The organism is Rhodococcus sp. 2G (genome assembly GCF_001886355.1).
Classification (GTDB): Bacteria; Actinomycetota; Actinomycetes; order Mycobacteriales; family Mycobacteriaceae; genus Rhodococcus; species Rhodococcus pyridinivorans.
Genome location: NZ_CP018063.1, coordinates 2061155 through 2082109, shown reverse-complemented (window position 1 = coordinate 2082109; position 20955 = coordinate 2061155). Strand labels below are relative to the sequence as shown.

The following is a 20955-nucleotide window of genomic DNA, read 5'->3' as shown; positions in this document are numbered from 1 at the left end:
GCGCCGCTCGGCGCCGACCGTGCGGGTGCGGCGCCGACGCGCCGATTCGTCGTCGACGTGGCTTTTTGTTAGACTTGATCCCACGACCGCCCGCGGTGATCCTCCGTGGGCAGCAAAGTGGAGTCCGACTCCCACCTCTGGCGGCACATCGATGCAGCTGAGAGGTCCGGTCCTCCGGGTGTAGAAGCCCGGATGTCCGCCCTGCATCGGGCGGTGCGGATCACGCAGCGTGAGCTGGGTGCCGTCGACCGGTCGGTATCGGACCCCGCGTGGAGCCTCGGCGCCACAGCGGGGTCTTCTTGTCGAGGAGTAGGGCCACGTGCTGCGGTGCGGTCAAACCGACCACACCGCTCTACCTAGGAGGCCCCATCAGCGCTGAGACCCGCATCAACGAACGCATCCGAGTTCCCGAAGTCCGGCTCGTCGGACCCGGCGGTGAACAGGTCGGAATCGTGCGTGTTGAAGATGCCCTCCGCCTGGCAATCGAAGCCGACCTCGACCTTGTCGAGGTGGCGCCCGACGCCCGGCCGCCGGTCTGCAAAATCATGGACTACGGCAAGTTCAAGTACGAAGCCGCGCAGAAGGCGCGCGAATCGCGCAAGAACCAGCAGCAGACCGTGATCAAGGAGCAGAAGCTCCGTCCGAAGATCGACGACCACGACTACGAGACCAAGAAGCGCAACGTCGTGCGCTTCCTCGAGGCCGGTTCGAAGGTCAAGGTCACGATCATGTTCCGCGGCCGCGAGCAGTCGCGCCCCGAACTCGGATACCGGTTGCTGCAGCGCCTCGGCGCCGATGTCGCCGACCTCGGCTTCATCGAGACCAGTCCGAAGCAGGACGGCCGGAACATGACCATGGTGCTGGCCCCGCACAAGGGTGCGAAGACCCGCGCGAAGGCTCAGGAAGCCGCGCAGGCCGCACCGGCGCAGGCCGCACCGCGCCCGGCAGCCTCCGCTGCCCCGACCACGGAGTCCGCGCCGTCCGCGCCGGCTCCCGGGACGGGCGACGCCCCGAGCAACTAGCCCGCTCAGGCAGCACATCCGGTGCTGTCCGTGAGCACCGATGTACGCACACGACAAGAACTGAGGACTCCATGCCCAAGTCGAAGACCCACAGCGGCACCGCGAAGCGATTCAAGGTGTCCGGTAGCGGAAAGGTCCTGCGCCAGAAGGCGGGTCGCCGCCACCTGCTCGAGCACAAGTCCTCGCGGGTGACGCGTCGCCTCGACGGCAAGGCCGTCGTCGCCGATGCCGACGCTCCGCGCGTCAAGCGCATGCTCGGGCTCTGAGCCTCTCCGACCGATCCATCCGGGGACACCTCGTTCGTCCCCCGAACTCTGACAGGACACATAACCAGTGGCACGCGTGAAGAGGGCCGTCAACGCCCAGAAGAAGCGTCGTTCGATTCTCGAGGCCTCGAAGGGCTACCGCGGACAGCGCTCGCGTCTGTACCGCAAGGCCAAGGAGCAGCAGCTTCACTCGCTGACCTACGCCTACCGCGACCGTCGCGCCCGCAAGGGTGATTTCCGCAAGCTGTGGATCAGCCGCATCAACGCTGCTGCCCGCGCCAACGACATCACCTACAACCGCTTCATCCAGGGCCTTAAGGCCGCCGGTGTCGAGGTGGACCGCAAGATCCTCGCCGAGCTCGCCGTCTCCGACGCCGAAGCCTTCGCCGGCCTCGTGGCCGTCGCCAAGGCTGCCCTTCCGGCCGACGTCAACGCTCCGGCTGCCTGAGTGCTGCCCTGAGCTACGACAACCTCCAGGAACGACCCGTGGACACGCTCACCGAGCGCACACCACGGGTCGTTTCTGCTGTGAAACTGCTCCGGACCGCCGAGCGTCGCAAGACCGGGCGGTTCCTCGCCGAGGGTGAGAACTCCGTCACCGAGGCGCTCGCCGCTGCACGCGTGCACGAACTATTCGTCACCGAGGCGGCCGCCGGCCGGTACGCGACGGTCGTCGACGAAGCACGCCACAAGGGTGTGCGCGTGGGGATCGTCACCGAGCGGGCCGCCGCCCGGCTGTCCGACACCGTCACCCCGCCCGGCCTCGTCGCCGTGTGCGACACCCTCGACGTGCCGCTCGCCGAAGCGGTGACCTTGCGGTCGCGGCTGCTCGCCGTGCCCGTCGCGGTCGCCGAACCCGGCAACGCCGGCACCCTCATCCGCGTCTCCGACGCCGTCGGCGCCGACGCCGTGGTCCTCGCCGGCGACAGTGTCGACCCGCACAACGGCAAGTGCGTGCGCTCCTCGGCCGGCAGCATCTTCCACCTGCCGGTCGCGCGCGAACGCGACACCGACCGGGTACTGGCCACGCTCGCCGAGGCCGGCGTGCAGATCCTCGCGACGGCCGCCGACGGGGAGATCGACCTCGACGACGCCGACGAATTGCTCGCCGCGCCCACCGCGTGGCTGTTCGGCAACGAGGCCCACGGACTCGATCCGCAGGTCGCCGCCCGCGCCGACCACCGCGTCCGCATCCCCATCCGCGGACGCGCCGAATCGCTCAACCTCGCCACCGCCGCCTCGATCTGCCTGTATGCGAGCGCGCGGGTGCAACATCGGGCCGCTCGGCCCATCACATAGGATTTCCCGGGTGCGCCGCGGCCTCCGGCCCGGACCGCACCCACCGAGATCACCCGTTCGTCCGAAGAAGGAGATGCACCGGTCGTGGCCAAGAAAGAGGGCGGGACCCCGCCGGCAGTCGATCCGAGCGCCCTGACCGAGGACGCGCTCACCGCCGCCGAGAAGTCCGCGATCGACGCGTTCGCCGCTGCGACCGACCTCGACGAACTCGCCCAGGCGAAGATCGACCACCTCGGCGACAAGGCGCCCATCTCCCTCGCCAAGCGCGCCCTCGGCTCGCTGCCCGGCAACGAGCGCGCCGACGCCGGCAAGCGGGTCAACGCCCACCGCACCACCGTGCAGGCCGCCTTCGACGACCGCAAGGCCGTGCTGCAGGCCGAACGCGACGCCGCGGTCCTCGTCGCCGAAGCCGTCGACGTCACCCTTCCCGCGACCCGCCGCGCGCTCGGCGCCCGCCACCCGATCTCGATCATCTCCGACGAGGTCGCCGACGTCTTCGTCGCGATGGGCTGGGAGGTCGCCGAAGGCCCCGAGGTCGAGACCGAGCATTTCAACTTCGACGCCCTGAACTTTCTGCCCGACCATCCGGCGCGCACGATGCAGGACACCTTCCACATCGCCCCGGAGGGTTCGCGGCAGGTGCTGCGCACCCACACCTCGCCCGTGCAGGTCCGCACCATGCTGCACCGCGACATCCCGATCTACGTCGTGTGCCCCGGCCGCACCTTCCGCACCGACGAACTCGACGCCACCCACACCCCGGTCTTCTCGCAGGTCGAGGGTCTCGCCGTCGACAAGGGCCTGACCATGGCGCACCTGCGCGGCACCCTCGACGCATTCGCGCGGGCGCTGTTCGGGCCGGAGACCCGCACCCGGATGCGCCCGAACTACTTCCCGTTCACCGAACCGTCCGCCGAGGTGGACGTGTGGTTCCCGAACAAGAAGGGCGGCGCCGGCTGGGTCGAGTGGGGCGGCTGCGGCATGGTCAACCCCAATGTGCTCCGGGCCTCGGGCATCGACCCCGACGTGTACACCGGGTTCGCGTTCGGAATGGGCCTCGAACGCACCCTGCAGTTCCGCAACGGCATCCCCGACATGCGCGACATCGTCGAGGGCGACGTGCGCTTCACCCTGCCGTTCGGCGTGCAGGGCTGACAGCCCGCTCCCGACACCGACTCCACCGACCGACGACCGAACGAAAGAGCTGAGCACAAGTGCGAGTAGCGCAGTCCTGGCTGACCGAGATCCTGCAGCGCGCCACCCCGGAGTGGAACGTCACCGCCGAGGAACTCGACGCGGGATTCGTCCGGGTCGGACTCGAGGTCGAGGACATCGAGACCCTCGGCCGCATCGACAACCTCGTCGTCGGACGGGTCGTGGAGATCACCGAGCTCACCGAATTCAAGAAGCCCATCCGTTTCTGCAAGGTTGACGTCGGTGAGGAGGAACCGCGCGGCATCGTGTGCGGTGCCCGCAACTTCGCCGAGGGCGACCTCATCATCGCCGCCCTGCCCGGCGCCGTGCTTCCCGGCGACTTCGCCATCGCATCGCGCAAGACCTACGGGCACATCTCCGACGGCATGATCTGCTCGCTGTCCGAGCTGGGCATCGGCAAGGACCACTCCGGCATCCTCGTGCTCGAGCCCGGCACGGCCGAACCCGGCACCGACGCCAACGATCTGCTCGGTCTCGGCGACACCGTCGTCGAACTGAACATCACCCCCGACCGCGGATACTGCTTCTCCGTCCGCGGCCTCACCCGCGAACTCGCGTGCGGCTTCGACCTCGAATTCGCCGATCCCGCGGCCGTGCCGGCACTGCCGTCCGACGGCGGGGAGGCCTACCCGATCCGGCTCGAGTCCGAGACGAAGGCCACCCGGTTTGCCGCACGCCGCGTCACCGGCATCGACCCGAAGGCCGTCACCCCGTGGTGGATGCAGCGCCGCCTGCACACCGCCGGTGTCCGCCCGATCTCCCCGGCCGTCGACGTGACCAACTACGTCATGCTCGAACTCGGCCAGCCGCTGCACGCCTTCGACGCCGCCACCCTGCAGGGTGAGCTGGTCGTGCGACGTGCCCGGGCAGGGGAGAAGCTCACCACCCTCGACGGTGTCGAGCGCGATCTCGATCCGGAGGACGTCGTCATCACCGACGACTCCGGGGTGATCTCCCTCGCCGGCATCATGGGCGGCGCGACCACCGAGGTCGGCGACAGCACCACCGACGTGCTGCTCGAGGCCGCCGCCTGGGATCCGCTCGCCGTCTTCCGCGGCAACCGTCGGCACAAGGTCAGCAGCGAGGCCGGCAAGCGTTTCGAGCGCACCGTCGATCCGGCCCTGGCCCGCGCCGCGCTCGACCGGGCCGCGAGCCTGCTCGTCGAGATCGCCGGCGGCCGCGTGGAGTCGACCCTCACCGACATCGTCGTGCCCACCGAGAGTCCGACGATCCGCATGGACATCGACCTGCCCGACCGCATGGCCGGGGTGAGCTACCCGAACGGCACCGCTGCCCGCCGTCTCACGCAGATCGGATGCGCGGTCGAGGTCGGTGTCGGCGAGGACGGCCACGGCCAGCTCGTCGTCACCCCGCCGACCTGGCGCCCCGACCTGCGCCAGCCTGCCGACCTGGTCGAGGAGGTGCTGCGCCTCGAAGGCCTCGAGCAGATCCCGTCGGTGCTGCCCACCGCTCCCGCCGGCCGCGGTCTCACGGCCACGCAGAAGCGCCGCCGCGCCGTCTCCCGCGCGCTCGCCCACGACGGCTATGTCGAGGTCCTGGCTCCGGTGTTCCTGCCGGCCGGCGTGTTCGATACCTGGAAGCTCGACGCCGACGACCCGCGCCGGGTGACCACCAAGGTGCTCAACCCCCTCGAAGCCGATCGTCCGGAGCTGGCCACCACGCTGCTGCCGGGCCTGCTCGAGATCCTCGGCCGCAACGTCTCGCGCGGCCAGCGCGACCTGTCGCTCTACGCAATCGCGCAGGTCGTGCATCCCACTTCCGAGACCAAGCCGGTCGACGCGCTCCCGGTCGACCGTCGTCCCACCGACGACGAGATCGCCCTGCTCGAAGGGTCGCTGCCGAAGCAGCCGGTCCACGTCGGTGGTGTGCTCGCCGGTTTGCGCGAACCGGCCGGGCCGTGGGGCACGGGACGCGCCGCCGATGCCTTCGATGCCTTCGCCGCCGCGGAGACCGTGGCGCGTGCCGCCGGGGTGCGCCTCGAGCGCCGCGCCGCGCAGTACCTGCCCTGGCATCCCGGCCGCTGCGCCGAACTGCTCGTCGACGGGGTCGTCGTCGGCCACGCCGGTGAACTGCATCCCGCGGTGATCGAACGGGCCGGTCTGCCCGCACGCACGTGCGCCTTCGAACTCGACCTCGACGCGTTACCGATCGTGGAATCGCTTCCGGCGCCGGTGGTCTCGCCGTTCCCAGCGGTCCTGCAGGACGTCGCGGTCGTGGTCGACGCGAATGTGCCGGCCGCCGACGTCGAGAGCGCCCTGCGCTCGGGTGGCGGCGAGCTGCTCGAGGACATCCGTCTGTTCGACGTCTATCAGGGCGCCCAGCTGGGGGAGAACCGCAAGTCCCTCGCGTTCGCGCTGCGCTTCCGCGCCCTCGATCGCACCCTCACCGAGGACGAGGCCAGCGCCGCCCGCGAGGCAGCGGTGGCCGCCGCGGCCACCGCGGTCGGTGCCGAACTACGCGCCTGAGCCGCCCGCGTCCCCGCCCGGAGCGGGTCGCCTTCCTGCAGTACCGTCCGGTGCTCGACAACCGGCGGTTGCGTGAGGAACTCGGTGTGCCCCTGCGGTACACGAGCCGGGAGGCCCTCGAGGCGTATCTGCAGGTTCGCGCCGAAGAGGACTCAGTGGCAGCCGGGCGACGTAGCCTGGAGGCATGAGCAAGGACGAAGCCGGCCGGGTGCCGTCTCCCGAGGAGCCCGACAAACCGGAGCAGCCCGTCCCCGACGTGACCCCGGCCGGGCCGGAGACGCCGACGGTGCCGGATATTCCCCCGGCCCCGGACATCCCGGACGTGCCGCCGATCGACCCGGAGCCGAGCCCCGATCCCGACGTGACCCCACGCGAGGAAGACGTCCACGACGCTCAGGTCCACGACGCCGAGATCGTCGAACCGGGTGTCGTCGACATCGGATCCGTCGACGACCCGGTCCGCGCACCGACGATCGAGGAGATCACCGGATACACCGCGGACGGGGTGCCGACCTTCGAATCGGTGCGTGAGAAGATCGAACAGCGTTCGGCGACCGCGCTCGGCGCGGAGGAACTCGCGCACGCGACGGGTGCGGGTCGCACGCTCGAGGAGCAGTACGAGGAGCGCAAGGCGGCCGCTGCCGACCGGCTCGCGGAGATCCGGCGGTCGTTGCGGTCGGAGTGAATCCTCCGAAAGGGACACCCCCTATGAAATGATTTGCATGAGGGTGCATAATCATTCGTATGGGTACTTCACCGGACTTCACCGCCACCTCCGAGTCGCCGCTACGGGTCGCCGTGGCCGGCGCCAGCGGCTACGCGGGCGGCGAGATCCTGCGCCTGCTCCTCGGCCACCCCGCCTACCAGGACGGCTCGCTCGTCATCGGCGCGCTCACCGCCGGGGGTAACGCGGGCGCCACCCTGCGCGAGTTCCATCCCCATCTGCTGCCGCTCGCCGACCGCGTGCTCGGCGCCACCGACATCGACACCCTGCTCGGGCACGACGTCGTCTTCCTCGGCCTGCCGCACGGCCACTCCGCCGTGATCGCCGAGCAGCTGCCCGAGACGACCGTCGTCATCGACTGTGGCGCCGACTTCCGGCTCGAGAACGCCGCCGACTGGCAGCGCTGGTACGGCAGCGACCACGCCGGCACCTGGCCCTACGGCATGCCCGAGCTGCCCGGCAAGCGCGACGCCCTCGTCGGCGCCACCCGCATCGCGGTCCCCGGTTGCTACCCGACCTCCGCCTTGCTCGCACTCGCACCGGCCGTCGTCGCCGGCATCGTCGAACCCGTCGTGAACGTCGTGGCCGTCTCCGGCACCTCCGGCGCCGGGAAGTCCCCGAAGGTCGACCTGCTCGGCTCCGAGGTCATGGGCTCGGTCCGCGCCTACAGCGTCGGCGGCGCCCACCGGCACACCCCGGAGATCAAGCAGAACCTCTCCGCTCTTGCCGACACCGACGTGAAGGTCTCGTTCACCCCGATCCTCGCGCCCATGCCGCGCGGCATCCTCGCGACCTGCACCGCACCGACCACGGTGACCGCCGCCGAGGCCCGCGCCGTCTACGAGAAGGCCTACGCCGACGAACCGTTCGTGCAGCTGCTGCCGGAAGGCGCACTACCCGCCACCGGCGCGGTGGTCGGCTCGAACGCCGTCCAGATCGCCGTCACCGTCGACACCGACGCCGGACTGCTCGTCGTCGTCGCCGCGCTCGACAACCTCACCAAGGGCACCGCCGGTGCCGCCGTGCAATCGATGAACCTGGCACTCGGCCTGCCCGAGACCGCCGGCCTGTCCACCGTGGGAGTGGCTCCGTGACCGAGAACAAGTACGCAGACGACGTCTACACCGGCGCCACCGAGATCGCCGGGGGACGCCTGATCCGCACCCAGGGTGTCACCAGTCCCGCCGGCTTCCGGGCCGCCGGCATCCCCGCCGGCATCAAAGTCTCGGGCAGACAGGACCTCGCGCTCGTGGTCAACGAGGGCCCCGAACTCACCGCCGCCGGTGTGTTCACCACCAACAAGGTCAAGGCCGCCCCCGTCCTGTGGTCCCAGCAGGTGCTGAAGTCCGGCAGCCTGCGCGCGGTGATCCTCAACTCCGGCGGCGCCAACGCGTGCACCGGCGCCGGTGGTTTCCAGGACACCCACGCCACCGCCGAGGCCGTCGCCGACGCCCTGAGCAACTGGGGCACCGAGACCGGTGCCGGTGAGGTCGCCGTGTGCTCGACCGGCCTGATCGGCGACCGTCTGCCGATGGACAAGGTGCTCTCCGGGGTGCAGGAGATCGTCCACGAACTCGCCGGAGGCATCTCCGGTGGCACCGACGCCGCCTACGCGATCATGACCACCGACACCGTGCCCAAGCAGGCCGCCCTGCACCACGCCGACAAGTGGAACGTCGGCGGCATGGCCAAGGGCGCCGGCATGCTCGCCCCCGCCCTGGCGACGATGCTGTGCGTGGTCACCACCGACGCCGTCGCGACCGCCGATCAGCTCGACACCGCGCTGCGCCACGCGTCCCGGCTCACCTTCGACCGCCTCGACGTCGACGGCGCGACCTCCACCAACGACACCGTGCTGCTGCTGGCCTCCGGCGCGAGCGGGATCACCCCGAGCCAGGACGAGCTCAACGCCGCCGTCCTCGCCGTGTGCGACGACCTCGCCGAGCAGATGATGGCCGACGCCGAGGGCGTCACCAAGCGGGTCACCGTCACCGTCCGCGGCGCCGCCAGCGAGGCCGACGCCCTGATCGGTGCCCGCACCGTCGCCCGCGACAGCCTCGTCAAGACCGCACTGTTCGGCTCCGACCCCAACTGGGGCCGCGTGCTCGCCGCCATCGGCATCGCCCCGATCGAACTCGACCCCGACAAGATCTCCGTGTCGTTCAACGGCAACCCGGTGTGCATCGACGGTGTCGGTGCGCCCGGCGCCCGCGAGGTCGACCTGTCCGCCGCCGACATCGCACTCGACATCGACCTCGGCCTCGGCAACGCGCAGGTGTCCATCCGCACCACCGACCTCTCGCACGCCTACGTCGAAGAGAACTCGGCGTACTCGTCGTGACCGGAACGAACACAGGAGACGACGTGACCGACGCACTGATCGCCGACCTCACCTCGCACCAGAAGGCGTTCGTCCTCGCCGAGGCCCTGCCGTGGCTGCAGAAGTTCCGCGACAAGATCGTCGTCGTCAAGTACGGCGGCAACGCCATGATCGACGACACCCTCAAGACCGCCTTCGCCGCCGACATGGCGTTCCTGCGCACCGTCGGCATCCACCCCGTCGTCGTGCACGGCGGCGGCCCGCAGATCAACGCCATGCTCGAGCGACTCGGCCTCGCAGGTGAATTCCGCGGCGGCTTCCGTGTCACCACCCCCGAGGTCATGGACGTCGTGCGGATGGTGCTCTTCGGGCAGGTCGGACGCGAACTCGTCGGCCTGATCAACAGCCACGGGCCCTACGCCGTCGGTACCTCCGGTGAGGACGCCGGACTGTTCACCGCAACCCGCCGCACGGTCGTCGTCGACGGCGAGGCCACCGACATCGGCCTCGTCGGCGACGTCACCAGCGTCGACCCCGGCGCGGTGCTCGACCTCATCGCCGCCGGGCGCATCCCCGTCGTCTCCACGATCGCGCCCGACGCCGACGGCGTGGTGCACAACATCAACGCCGACACCGCCGCGGCCGCCCTCGCCGAAGCGCTCGGCGCGGAGAAGCTGGTCGTGCTCACCGACGTCGAAGGCCTCTACACCGACTGGCCCGACCGCAGCTCGCTCACCTCGCGGATCGACGCCGACGCGCTTACCGCGCTGCTGCCGTCGCTCGACTCCGGCATGGTCCCGAAGATGGAGGCGTGCCTGCGCGCCGTGCAGGGGGGAGTGCCCACCGCGCACGTCATCGACGGGCGCCAGCCGCACTCCGTGCTCCTCGAACTGTTCACCGAAGAAGGCATCGGCACCATGGTGGTGCCGTCCTCCGAGAAGGAAGGCCCCGCATGACCGGCACGTCCGACCTCCAGCAGCGCTGGGCGGGTTCGCTGATGAACAACTACGGCGTGCCCAAGGTCGCGCTGGTCGCGGGCGACGGTGCCGTGCTCACCGACGCCGACGGCAAGCAGTACCTCGACCTGCTCGGCGGCATCGCCGTCAACAGCCTCGGCCACCGCCACCCGGCGATCATCGAGGCCGTCACCGCCCAGCTGAACCAGCTCGGCCACGTGTCGAACCTGTACGCCTCGCCGCCGGTGCTCGAACTCGCCGAGAAGCTCCTCGATCGCTTCGGTCACGAGGGCCGCGCCTTCTTCTGCAATTCCGGCACCGAGGCCAACGAGGCGGCCTTCAAGATCGCCCGGCTCACCGGACGGCCGAGGATCGTCGCGTGCGAGAAGGCCTTCCACGGCCGCACCATGGGCGCCCTCGCCCTGACCGGCCAGCCCGACAAGCGCGCCCCCTTCGAACCGATGCCCGCCGGCGTCGAGTTCGTGCCCTACGGCGACCTCGACGCCCTCGAGGCCGCGGTGGACGAGAACACCGCCGCCGTCTTCCTCGAACCGATCATGGGCGAATCCGGCGTCGTCGTCCCGCCCGAGGGTTATCTCGCCGGCGCGCGTCGCATCACCACCGAACGCGGCGCCCTGCTCGTGCTCGACGAAGTCCAGACCGGTATCGCCCGCACCGGTACCTTCTTCGCCCACCAGGCAGCGGGCATCACCCCCGATGTGATGACCCTCGCCAAGGGCCTCGGCGGCGGACTGCCCATCGGTGCGGTCCTCGCCACCGGTCCGGCCGCCGAGCTGTTCCGGCCCGGCAAGCACGGCACCACCTTCGGTGGCAACCCGGTGTGCGCCGCGGCCGCCCTCGCGGTACTGCGCACGATCGACGAGCAGAACCTGCTCGACCACGTGAACACCGTCGGGAAGACCCTCGCCGCCGGCATCGAGGAACTCGGGCACCCGCTCGTCTCGCACGTGCGCGGCTCCGGGCTGCTCCTCGGTGTCGTCCTCACCGCCGCGAAGGCGCCGGCCGTCGAGACCGCCGCCCGCGAGGCCGGTTTCCTCGTCAACGCCGCCGCACCGGACGTGATCCGCCTCGCGCCCCCGCTGATCCTCACCGAACAGCAGGCCGAGAGCTTCGTGACGGCGCTGCCCGCCGTCCTCGACACCGCCGACCGGGAAGGGAACTGACGACCCGTGCTCCGCCATTTCCTGCGCGACGACGACCTCACCCCGGCCGAACAGACCGAGGTGCTCGAACTCGCCGCCGAACTGAAGAAGGCGCCGCTGTCCCGCCGCCCCCTCGAAGGGCCCCTCAGCGTCGCCGTGCTGTTCGACAAGACCTCCACCCGCACCCGCTTCTCCTTCGACGCCGGCATCGCCCAACTCGGCGGGCACGCCGTCGTCGTCGACACCGGCTCCACCCAGATCGGGAAGGGTGAGACCCTCGAGGACACCGCCCGGATGTTCTCCCGGTTCACCGAAGCGGTCGTGTGGCGCACCTACGGCCAGGACCGCATCGAGACGCTCGCCGAGCACTCGACCGTGCCCGTCGTCAACGCGCTCACCGACACTTTCCACCCCTGCCAGGTCCTCGCCGACCTGCAGACCATCCGCGAGAACAAGGGCGCCACCGCGGGCCTGCGGATGACCTACTTCGGCGACGGCGCCAACAACATGGCGCACTCGCTGATGCTCGGCGGCGTCACCGCCGGCATGCACGTGACCATCGCGTCCCCGGTCGGGTTCACCCCCGACTCACAGGTCGTCGACGCGAGCCGCGCACGGGCAGAGGAGACCGGCGGCAGCGTCACCGTCACCGACGACCCGCGTACCGGAGCCAGCGGCGCCGATGTGCTCGTCACCGACACCTGGGTGTCGATGGGGCAGGAGGACGACGGCAAGGATCGCGAGGCACCCTTCCGGCCGTTCCAGCTGAACGACGACCTCGTCTCCCTTGCCGACACCGACGCGATCGTGCTGCACTGCCTGCCGGCCTACCGCGGCAAGGAGATCACCGCCGAGGTCATCGACGGACCGCGGTCTGTGGTGTGGGACGAAGCCGAGAACCGCCTCCACGCACAGAAGGCCCTGCTGGTGTGGCTGCTCGAGCAGAGCCGGAGCTGACCGTGAGCACCGCGGCGAACCATGCGGACAGTGCGGCGACCGCGCCGACGCGCGCGGCGCGGCAGGCCCGCATAGTCGCACTGCTCGCCGCGCACCCGGTGCGCAGCCACACCGAACTCGCCGCACTCCTCGCCGAGGACAGCATCGAGGTGTCCACCGCCACCCTGTCCCGCGACCTCGAGGAACTCGGCGCCGTCAAGCTCCGCGCGGCCGATGGGGGCGCCGGGGTGTACGTCGTCCCGGAGGACGGCAGCCCTGTGCGCGGCGTGACCGGAGGCACCGACCGCCTGTCCCGGTTGCTCGGCGAACTGCTGGTGTCCACCGACTCCAGCGGCAACATCGCCGTGCTGCGCACCCCGCCGGGGGCGGCGCACTATCTGGCCAGTGCACTCGATCGGGCATCATTACCCGAGGTGGTCGGAACGATCGCCGGCGACGACACCATCGCGGTCATCGCCCGCGAACCGACGACGGGAGCCGAACTGGCCGCGAAAATCGAATCACTCGCCTGACCTACCACTCATAGACGCACGTCGAAATACGAAGGAGCACAAAGACAATGGCCGAACGCGTCGTACTCGCCTATTCGGGCGGGCTGGACACCTCCGTCGCCATCAGCTGGATCGGCAAGGAGACCGGCAAGGAGGTCGTCGCCGTGGCCATCGACCTCGGCCAGGGTGGCGAGGACATGGAGGTCGTGCGTCAGCGCGCCCTCGACTGCGGTGCCGTCGAATCGATCGTCGTCGACGCCAAGGACGAGTTCGCCAACGAGTACTGCCTGCCCACCGTCCAGGCCAACGCGCTCTACATGGATCGCTACCCGCTCGTCTCGGCCATCAGCCGCCCGCTGATCGTCAAGCACATCGTGCAGGCCGCCCGCGAGCACGGTGGCACCGTCGTCTCCCACGGCTGCACCGGCAAGGGCAACGATCAGGTCCGCTTCGAGGTCGGCTTCGGCGCCCTCGCACCCGACCTCCAGGTCATCGCACCGGTCCGCGACTACGCCTGGACCCGTGAGAAGGCCATCGCCTTCGCCGAGGAGAACGGCCTGCCCATCAACGTCACCAAGCGTTCGCCGTTCTCCATCGACCAGAACGTCTGGGGCCGCGCCGTCGAGACCGGCTTCCTCGAGGACCTGTGGAACGCCCCCACCAAGGACGTCTACGACTACACCGAGGACCCCACCGCCCACTGGCAGGCCCCCGACGAGCTGATCATCAGCTTCGAGGCCGGTCGCCCCGTCGCGATCGACGGCAAGCACGTCACCGTCCTCGAGGCCATCCAGGAACTCAACCGTCGCGCCGGCGCTCAGGGTGTGGGCCGCCTCGACATGGTCGAGGACCGCCTCGTCGGCATCAAGAGCCGCGAGATCTACGAGGCCCCCGGCGCCATCGCCCTCATCACCGCGCACCAGGAACTCGAGCACGTCACCCTCGAGCGCGAACTCGGCCGCTACAAGCGTCGCGTCGAGGAGCGCTGGAGCGAGCTGGTGTACGACGGCCTGTGGTACTCGCCGCTGAAGACCGCCCTCGACGCCTTCATCAAGAACACTCAGGAGCGCGTCACCGGCGACATCCGCATGGTGCTCCACGGCGGACACATCACCGTCAACGGCCGTCGCAGCCCCGAGTCGCTGTACGACTTCAACCTCGCCACCTACGACGAGGGTGACAGCTTCGACCAGTCCAACGCCAAGGGCTTCGTGCAGATCCACGGCCTGTCGTCGAAGGTCGCCGCGAAGCGCGATCTGGGCCTGTAGTCATGACGGCTCACGGCACCAACGAAGGTGCCCTGTGGGGCGGCCGGTTCGCATCCGGACCGGCCGCCGCCATGGCGGCGCTGAGCAAGTCCACGCACTTCGACTGGGCGCTCGCCCCGTACGACGTGCGCGCCTCCCAGGCCCACGCCAAGGTTCTGCACCGTGCCGGACTCCTCACCGACGACGACCTCGCCACGATGCTCGACGGCCTCGACCGGCTCGCCGCCGATGTGGCCTCCGGTGCGTTCGGCCCCGCCGAGTCCGACGAGGACGTGCACGGCGCGCTCGAACGGGGACTCATCGAACGGGTCGGCCCCGAGGTCGGCGGCCGGCTCCGCGCGGGCCGCTCCCGCAACGACCAGGTCGCGACGCTGTTCCGCATGTGGCTGCGCGACAGCGCGCGGCGCATCGCCGACGGTGTCCTCGATGTGGTCGATGCGATCGCCGACCAGGCCGCGGCGCACCCCGATGCCGTGATGCCGGGCAAGACGCACCTGCAGGCGGCGCAGCCCGTGCTGCTCGCGCACCACCTGCTCGCCCATGCGCATCCGTTGCTGCGCGACGTCGACCGGTTGCGCGACTTCGACAAGCGCGCGGCGGTCTCGCCGTATGGGTCGGGAGCGCTCGCCGGATCGTCGCTCGGTCTCGACCCCGACGCGATTGCGGCCGACCTGGGCTTCGACTCGGCGGCGGACAACTCGATCGACGCCACCAGCTCCCGCGACTTCGCGGCGGAAGCGGCATTCGTGTTCGCGCAGATCGCCGTCGACCTCTCCCGCATGGCGGAGGAGATCATCCTGTGGAGCACCCCCGAGTTCGGGTACGTCACCCTCGCGGACGAATGGTCGACCGGGTCGTCGATCATGCCGCAGAAGAAGAACCCGGACGTCTCCGAGCTCACCCGCGGTAAGGCCGGTCGCCTCATCGGCAACCTCACCGGTCTGCTGGCCACGCTCAAAGCGCAGCCGTTGGCCTACAACCGCGACCTGCAGGAGGACAAGGAGCCGGTCTTCGACTCCGTCGCACAGCTCGAGCTGCTGCTCCCGGCGATCGCAGGGCTCGTCTCGACGCTGACCTTCCACACCGAGCGCATGGCCGAGCTCGCACCCGCCGGATTCACCCTCGCGACCGACATCGCCGAGTGGATGGTCCGCCAGGGTGTGCCGTTCCGCGTCGCCCACGAGGCGGCCGGGGCGTGCGTGCGGGTCGCCGAAGGCCGCGGAGCCGGCCTCGAGGACCTCACAGATGAGGAGTTGGCCGGTGTAGATCCGGCACTGACCCCGCAGGTGCGGGAAGTGCTCACCGTCGAAGGCTCCATCGCCTCGCGCGACGCTCGCGGCGGCACCGCGGGCGTGCGGGTGGCCGAGCAACTCGGCCGCGTGCGCGACGCCGCGGCACAACTGCGCGACCGGGTTCGCGACTGACACGCCTGCCGTCCCGGGCACACCCCGAGTTGCCCGGGACGGTGAGGGCCGTGTGGCAGGCTGGCACATACTCTCGGCATGCAGCGGGTACCGGTGTAGAACCGCAGGTGCCGGGGACCGGTGCGGATACATCGTCGAGAAGGGGAACGGACCGTGGGACTGGACGCCGATGTAGTGACCGAGTCGGTGCGACGGCTCGTCGCCACTGCCCAGAACGGTCTCGAAGTCCTGCGCTTCGGTGGCCTCGAACCCGGACGGTCGTCGTCGCCCTATCAGGTCGTCGAGCGCACCTCCATGTACCGGCTCCGCCGGTACTTCCCCGAATCCGACACCGCCTCCACGGGCATCCCCGTCGTTCTCGTACCACCGATGATGGTGTCCGCCGAGGTGTACGACGTCACCCGTGACGCCGGCGCCGTCGGCAGCCTCCACGAAGCGGGTCTCGATCCGTGGGTCGTGGACTTCGGATCGCCCGACCAGGAGGAGGGCGGCTGGAAGCGCACCCTCACCGATCACATCCTCGCCCTCGACGAGGTCGTCGACTGCGTCCGTGCCTACACCGGTCGCGACGTGCATCTCGGCGGATACTCGCAGGGTGGCATGTTCTGCTATCAGGTCGCGGCCTATCGGCGCAGCCGCGGCATCGCGAGCCTGATCACCTTCGGCAGCCCGGTCGACACCCTCGCCGCCCTGCCGTTCGGGATCCCGGAGATCGTCGCGACCCACTCCGCCGACTTCCTTGCCGACCACGTCTTCAACCGCCTCGCGATCACCGGATGGATGGCGCGCACCGGCTTCCAGCTGCTCGATCCGGTCAAGACGCTGCGATCGCGCATCGACTTCCTGCTCCAGCTCCACGACCGGGAGGCGCTGTTGCCGCGCGAGCCGCAGCGCCGATTCCTCGACACCGAGGGATGGGTGGCGTGGTCCGGTCCCGCCGTCGCGGAGGTACTGCGCCAGTTCATCGCCCACAACCGCATGGTCAGCGGTGGGTTCGTCATCAATGACCGGGCCGTGAGCCTCGCCGAGATCACCTGTCCCGTCCTCGCAGTCGTCGGCGAGGTCGACGACATCGGGCAACCGCTCGCCGTGCGCGGCATCCGCAAGGCCGCACCCCGCGCGGAGGTCTACGAATACACCTTGCGCGCAGGTCATTTCGGACTCGTCGTGGGCAGTGTCGCCGGCCAGCAGACGTGGCCGTCGGTCGGGGAATGGGTGCAGTGGCGCGAGGGCGTCGGGGACCGGCCCGTCGGCATCGCGCCGATGGCGGCGCCGAACCCCACCGACGAGGGCACGGGCGTCTCGGTCGCATCCCGCATCACGCACACGGCCGCAACGCTCGCCGACGTCGGGACCGATCTCGGCAAGGGGCTCGCGGGGATCGCGGTCGGTGCCGTCCGCGGAGCACGCGATCTCACCGGGGAGGCCGCCCGCGCCCTTCCCCGCCTCGCGCGGCTCGGGCAGATCCAGCCGCGCACCCGCATCTCCGTCGGCGGTCTGCTCGCCGAGATCGGCCGCAAGTCGCCGAAGCGGGAGTGCTTCATCTTCGAGGACCGGGTCTACACCTTCGAGGCCGTCAACCGGCGGATCGACAACGTCGTCCTCGGGCTCGCCGACAATGGCATCCGTCCCGCGATGCACGTCGGCATCCTCATGGACGTGCGCCCCAGCGCAATGGCGGCGGTCGCGGCGATCTCCCGCCTCGGCGGCGTCTCCGCCCTCATCCCGCCGGGACCGGACATCGCCGAGGCCGTGCGACTGGGCGGTGTCGAAAAGATCGTCGCCGATCCCGAGAACCTCGACGCGGCCGTCGCGACCGGTCTTCCCGTGCTGGTCCTCGGCGGCGGCGACGTCCGCGACCTCGACGTCGAGCCCGGCGCCGACGTCGTCGATCTCGAACGACTCGACATCTCCTCCGTGCAACTGCCGGGCTGGTACGTCCCCGATCCCGGACTCGCGCGCGAACTCGCATTCATCCTGTTCTCCGGTGGTGGCGACACGCTCACGGTGCGGCGGGTCACCAACTACCGGTGGGCGCTGTCGGCCTTCGGTACCGCCACCGCCGCCTCGCTCGGCCGCGGTGACACCATGTACTGCCTTGCGCCCCTGCATCATTCGTCCGGTCTGCTGGTCAGTTTCGGCGGGGCGCTCGCGGGCGGGGCGCGTATCGCACTGTCGCGCGGGTTGAATCCGTCGCTCTTCAGCGACGAAGTGCACCGCTACGGCGTCACCGTCGTCACCTATACCTGGTCGATGATGCGTGAGGTGCTCGACAGCCCGTCGCTGCACATCGACGCCATCCATCCCATCCGGTTGTTCATCGGTTCCGGCATGCCACCGGGCCTGTGGCGCCGCACCCTCGACCGGTTTGAGCCCGCCCGGGTTCTCGAGTTCTACGCGTCGACCGAGGGCAACGTCGTGCTCGCGAACGTCTCCGGTTCGAAGATCGGCTCGAAGGGCCGGCCGTTGCCCGGTAGCGCCGATGTGCGCCTCGCTGCCTACGACGCCGGCGTCGGCCGACTCGTGGAGGACGAACGCGGCTTCGTGAGGGAGGCACAGGTCGGCGAGGTCGGACTGCTGCTCGGCAGGCCCGGTCCCGCAGCCTCGGCAATCACCGGTGTGATGCGCGGCGTGTTCGAACCGGGCGACGTGTGGGTGCCCACCGACAACCTGTTCCGACGCGACGACGACGGCGACTACTGGTTGCTCGACAGTCGGCGGACGGTGATTCCCACCTTCCACGGCCCGGTCTTCACCCAGAGCGTGGCGGACGTGCTCGAAGCGATCCCGCGTGTCGATCTCGCCGTCGCCTACGGCATCTCGGTGGGAGGTCGCGACCTCGCGGTCGCCGGCTGCTCGCTGCGGGGCAACCGTGCGCCGACGGCCGCGGAGATCACGGCGGCGTTCGACTCGGTCCCGGCAGACGAACGACCCGATCTCGTACACATCGTGCCCGACATTCCGTTGGGCCCGTCCTACCGCCCGTCCGCCGATCGTCTGCGCGAACAGGGATTGCCCGTGCCCACCGTCCGCACCTGGTACCTGAACCCCGACACCGGGACGTACAAGCGGTTCACCAAGGCCGTGGCCACGGCGTGGAAGGCGGGCACGGCCGGTTCGCCCGCCGGGGCGCGGTAGCCTGGGTCCGGTTCGGTTCCGCCCTTCGAAAGGACATCCGTGGCTGTCGATCCCACGTTGCTGAGCATTCTGGCCTGTCCGGAGGACAAGGGGCCGTTGCTTCTCGTCGACGACGCCGTCCTGTACAACCCGCGACTGCGGCGGGCGTATCCGATCGAGAACGGCATACCCGTCCTCCTCGTCGACGAGGCCCGCGAGGTCAGCGACGCCGAGCACGAGGACTTCACCGCGCGCGGTGTCGCCGGATGGAGCACCGACTGAGCCGCAATCGTCGATCCGTCCGCGGCGAACTCGAAGGACTCGATCCGGTCGAGGCTGCCGAAGCGCTGCTCGGAGCAACCGTCCGAGTGGGGGAGACCGCCGTCCTGCTGACGGAGGTCGAGGCCTACGGCGGCCCCGAGGACGGACCGTGGCCGGACCCGGCCGCGCACTCGTACCGCGGACCCACCCCGCGCAATTCGGTCATGTTCGGGCCCGCGGGGCACCTGTACGTCTACCGCAGTTACGGCCTGCACTTCTGCGCGAACATCTCCCTCGGTCCCGACGGCACCGCCGCGGCAGTGCTGTTGCGCGGTGGTGAGGTGATCGAGGGGGAGCAGGCCGTCCGTTCCCGACGCACGTCCGGCACGCCGTTCGCGAACCTTGCGCGCGGTCCGGGCAATCTCGCTGCTGCGCTCGGCCTCGATCTGGCCGACAACGGAATCGACGTGGATGCTTCCGACGCTCGGGTGCGGGTGGAACTTCCGGCCGAACCGCTGGTCGGAAAGGTCGTGCGGGGGCCGCGGGTGGGGATCAGCGTGGCGGCCGACAGGCCGTGGCGGTTGTGGGTTCGCGGGGCGATCGGGGTCTCCGCGTACCGGCGCAGCCCACGCGCGCCCGCTGCGCCTCGAGCGTGATGGGATGATCGAACGGTGACTGAGCACATTCTCGACGAACTGACCTGGCGCGGGCTCATCGCGCAATCGACCGATCTCGACGCACTTCGAGGCGAACTCGACAAGGGTCCGATCACCCTCTATGCCGGTTTCGATCCGACCGGCCCGAGCCTGCACGCCGGTCACCTCGTTCCGCTCCTCGCACTCAAGCGTTTCCAGCGCGCCGGCCATCGACCCATCGTTCTCGCAGGTGGCGCGACCGGCATGATCGGTGACCCGCGGGACGTGGGGGAGCGCACCATGAACTCCGCCGACACCGTCGCCGAATGGGCAGGGCGGATCCGTGGGCAGCTCGAGCGGTTCGTCGACTTCGACGACTCCCCGACGGGAGCCGTGGTCGTGAACAACCTCGACTGGACCGGCAAGCTGTCCGCGATCGACTTCCTGCGCGATATCGGGAAGCACTTCTCGATCAACGTGATGCTCGCCCGCGACACCGTCAAGCGCCGCCTCGAAGGTGACGGCATCTCGTACACCGAGTTCAGCTACATGCTCCTGCAGGCCAACGACTACGTGCAGCTCCGCCGCGAGTACGGATGTGCGCTGCAGGTCGGCGGTTCCGATCAGTGGGGAAACATCATCGCCGGCGTCGAGCTCAACCGCCGTACCGACGGTGAGAGCGTCCACGCCCTGACCGTCCCGCTCGTGACCTCGTCCGACGGCAAGAAGTTCGGCAAGTCCACCGGTGGTGGCAGCTTGTGGCTCGACCCGGAGATGACGAGCCCGTACGCCTGGTACCAGTACTTCGTCAACGCGGCCGACGCGGACGTCATGAAGTACCTGCGCTGGTTCACCTTCCTCGACAAGGACGAACTCGCCGAGCTCGAAACCGCCACCACTGAGCGTCCGCACGCACGCGAGGCTCAGAAGCGACTCGCAGCCGAGATGACCACGCTCGTGCACGGAGCGCACAACACCGCAGCGGTCGAGTTGGCCAGCCGCGCCCTGTTCGGTCGGGGAGAGCTCGGCGAGCTGGACGAGCCCACGCTCGCGGCTGCCCTGACCGAGGCGTCCGTGACGGAGCTCCGCGCCGGCGAGCCCGACACGATCATCGACCTGCTCGTCGCGTCGGGTCTGTGCGAGAGCAAGGGAGCCGCGCGTCGCACCATCAAGGAAGGCGGTGCGTCGGTCAACAACGTCCGCATTTCCTCGGAGGAGTGGACCCCCCGCGACGGAGAGCTGCTGCACGGACGCTGGCTCGTCCTGCGTCGAGGTAAGCGGAACTTCGCCGGCGTGCGAGTCGTCCGCGACTGAGGCCTTCGCCGACGCTGGCGAGCCCCTGACCAGCGGA

At 69.9% G+C, this 20955-nt stretch carries 20 protein-coding genes; all 20 read left to right on the top strand.

Annotated features, from left to right (window positions below; all coding sequences use genetic code 11):
- Positions 1-299 precede the first annotated feature (299 nt).
- The 20 genes from infC to tyrS all read left to right on the top strand — a co-directional run bounded on the left by infC (position 300) and on the right by tyrS (position 20918).
- The gene (gene infC / locus BO226_RS09720) at positions 300-1022 is read left to right on the top strand and encodes a translation initiation factor IF-3 (protein WP_033097706.1); all 723 of its coding nucleotides are present in this window, start codon (positions 300-302) and stop codon (positions 1020-1022) included.
- Positions 1023-1093: 71 nt separating this feature from the next.
- Positions 1094-1288 carry a 50S ribosomal protein L35 gene (rpmI, locus tag BO226_RS09715; RefSeq protein ID WP_006553978.1) on the top strand — a complete coding sequence of 65 codons (195 nt, stop codon included), beginning with the start codon at positions 1094-1096 and terminating at the stop codon, positions 1286-1288.
- Between the two features lie 67 nt (positions 1289-1355).
- Positions 1356-1736 (top strand): 50S ribosomal protein L20, encoded by a 381-nt coding sequence (gene rplT / locus BO226_RS09710; RefSeq protein WP_006553977.1) that lies wholly within the window; start codon positions 1356-1358, stop codon positions 1734-1736.
- 38 nt (positions 1737-1774) lie between these two features.
- Positions 1775-2587, top strand: coding sequence for a TrmH family RNA methyltransferase (locus BO226_RS09705; RefSeq protein ID WP_071935106.1), 813 nt, complete (start codon positions 1775-1777; stop codon positions 2585-2587).
- Positions 2588-2671: 84 nt separating this feature from the next.
- Complete coding sequence (gene pheS / locus BO226_RS09700) at positions 2672-3742, top strand: phenylalanine--tRNA ligase subunit alpha (protein WP_024101130.1); 1071 nt, start codon at positions 2672-2674, stop codon at positions 3740-3742.
- Between the two features lie 59 nt (positions 3743-3801).
- A complete protein-coding gene (gene pheT / locus BO226_RS09695) occupies positions 3802-6288 on the top strand; it encodes a phenylalanine--tRNA ligase subunit beta (RefSeq protein ID WP_071935105.1) in 2487 nt (828 codons plus the stop codon).
- Between the two features lie 50 nt (positions 6289-6338).
- Entirely contained in the window at positions 6339-6476 is a 138-nt protein-coding gene (locus tag BO226_RS27000; protein WP_198040627.1) for a hypothetical protein, read from the top strand.
- The gene (locus BO226_RS09690) at positions 6473-6973 is read left to right on the top strand and encodes a PspA/IM30 family protein (RefSeq protein WP_071935104.1); all 501 of its coding nucleotides are present in this window, start codon (positions 6473-6475) and stop codon (positions 6971-6973) included. The genes BO226_RS27000 and BO226_RS09690 overlap by 4 nt, the downstream gene beginning before the upstream one ends.
- Positions 6974-7032: 59 nt before the next feature.
- Complete coding sequence (gene argC, locus BO226_RS09685) at positions 7033-8106, top strand: N-acetyl-gamma-glutamyl-phosphate reductase (RefSeq protein ID WP_071935103.1); 1074 nt, start codon at positions 7033-7035, stop codon at positions 8104-8106.
- On the top strand, positions 8103-9353 hold the full coding sequence (gene argJ, locus BO226_RS09680; RefSeq protein WP_039584034.1) for a bifunctional glutamate N-acetyltransferase/amino-acid acetyltransferase ArgJ: 1251 nt from the start codon (positions 8103-8105) through the stop codon (positions 9351-9353). The genes argC and argJ overlap by 4 nt, the downstream gene beginning before the upstream one ends.
- Complete coding sequence (gene argB, locus BO226_RS09675) at positions 9350-10288, top strand: acetylglutamate kinase (RefSeq protein WP_071935102.1); 939 nt, start codon at positions 9350-9352, stop codon at positions 10286-10288. The genes argJ and argB overlap by 4 nt, the downstream gene beginning before the upstream one ends.
- Positions 10285-11472 carry an acetylornithine transaminase gene (locus BO226_RS09670; protein ID WP_033097677.1) on the top strand — a complete coding sequence of 396 codons (1188 nt, stop codon included), beginning with the start codon at positions 10285-10287 and terminating at the stop codon, positions 11470-11472. The genes argB and BO226_RS09670 overlap by 4 nt, the downstream gene beginning before the upstream one ends.
- A 6-nt stretch (positions 11473-11478) precedes the next feature.
- Positions 11479-12408 (top strand): ornithine carbamoyltransferase, encoded by a 930-nt coding sequence (argF, locus tag BO226_RS09665; RefSeq protein WP_071935101.1) that lies wholly within the window; start codon positions 11479-11481, stop codon positions 12406-12408.
- The gene (locus tag BO226_RS09660; RefSeq protein WP_006554814.1) at positions 12381-12920 is read left to right on the top strand and encodes an arginine repressor; all 540 of its coding nucleotides are present in this window, start codon (positions 12381-12383) and stop codon (positions 12918-12920) included. Before argF ends, BO226_RS09660 begins: the two co-directional genes overlap by 28 nt.
- Positions 12921-12967: 47 nt before the next feature.
- Entirely contained in the window at positions 12968-14167 is a 1200-nt protein-coding gene (locus BO226_RS09655; RefSeq protein WP_006554815.1) for an argininosuccinate synthase, read from the top strand.
- 2 nt (positions 14168-14169) lie between these two features.
- The gene (gene argH / locus BO226_RS09650) at positions 14170-15591 is read left to right on the top strand and encodes an argininosuccinate lyase (protein WP_006554816.1); all 1422 of its coding nucleotides are present in this window, start codon (positions 14170-14172) and stop codon (positions 15589-15591) included.
- 153 nt (positions 15592-15744) lie between these two features.
- A complete protein-coding gene (locus BO226_RS09645) occupies positions 15745-18729 on the top strand; it encodes an AMP-binding protein (protein WP_071935100.1) in 2985 nt (994 codons plus the stop codon).
- A 39-nt stretch (positions 18730-18768) separates the two neighbouring features.
- Complete coding sequence (locus BO226_RS09640; RefSeq protein ID WP_024101120.1) at positions 18769-18990, top strand: Trm112 family protein; 222 nt, start codon at positions 18769-18771, stop codon at positions 18988-18990.
- Positions 18975-19625 (top strand): DNA-3-methyladenine glycosylase, encoded by a 651-nt coding sequence (locus BO226_RS09635; RefSeq protein ID WP_071935099.1) that lies wholly within the window; start codon positions 18975-18977, stop codon positions 19623-19625. Before BO226_RS09640 ends, BO226_RS09635 begins: the two co-directional genes overlap by 16 nt.
- Positions 19626-19640: 15 nt before the next feature.
- The gene (gene tyrS, locus BO226_RS09630) at positions 19641-20918 is read left to right on the top strand and encodes a tyrosine--tRNA ligase (protein ID WP_060652963.1); all 1278 of its coding nucleotides are present in this window, start codon (positions 19641-19643) and stop codon (positions 20916-20918) included.
- Positions 20919-20955: the final 37 nt, after the last annotated feature.

Excerpts from the sequence above, each read along its gene's own strand:
- BO226_RS09655 (WP_006554815.1), top strand. The coding sequence starts at position 12,968 with ATGGCCGAACGCGTCGTACTCGCCTATTCGGGCGGGCTGGACACCTCC.
- argC (WP_071935103.1), top strand. The coding sequence starts at position 7,033 with ATGGGTACTTCACCGGACTTCACCGCCACCTCCGAGTCGCCGCTACGG.
- rpmI (WP_006553978.1), top strand. The coding sequence starts at position 1,094 with ATGCCCAAGTCGAAGACCCACAGCGGCACCGCGAAGCGATTCAAGGTG.
- BO226_RS09635 (WP_071935099.1), top strand. The coding sequence starts at position 18,975 with ATGGAGCACCGACTGAGCCGCAATCGTCGATCCGTCCGCGGCGAACTC.
- BO226_RS09670 (WP_033097677.1), top strand. The coding sequence starts at position 10,285 with ATGACCGGCACGTCCGACCTCCAGCAGCGCTGGGCGGGTTCGCTGATG.
- argH (WP_006554816.1), top strand. The coding sequence starts at position 14,170 with ATGACGGCTCACGGCACCAACGAAGGTGCCCTGTGGGGCGGCCGGTTC.
- BO226_RS09690 (WP_071935104.1), top strand. The coding sequence starts at position 6,473 with ATGAGCAAGGACGAAGCCGGCCGGGTGCCGTCTCCCGAGGAGCCCGAC.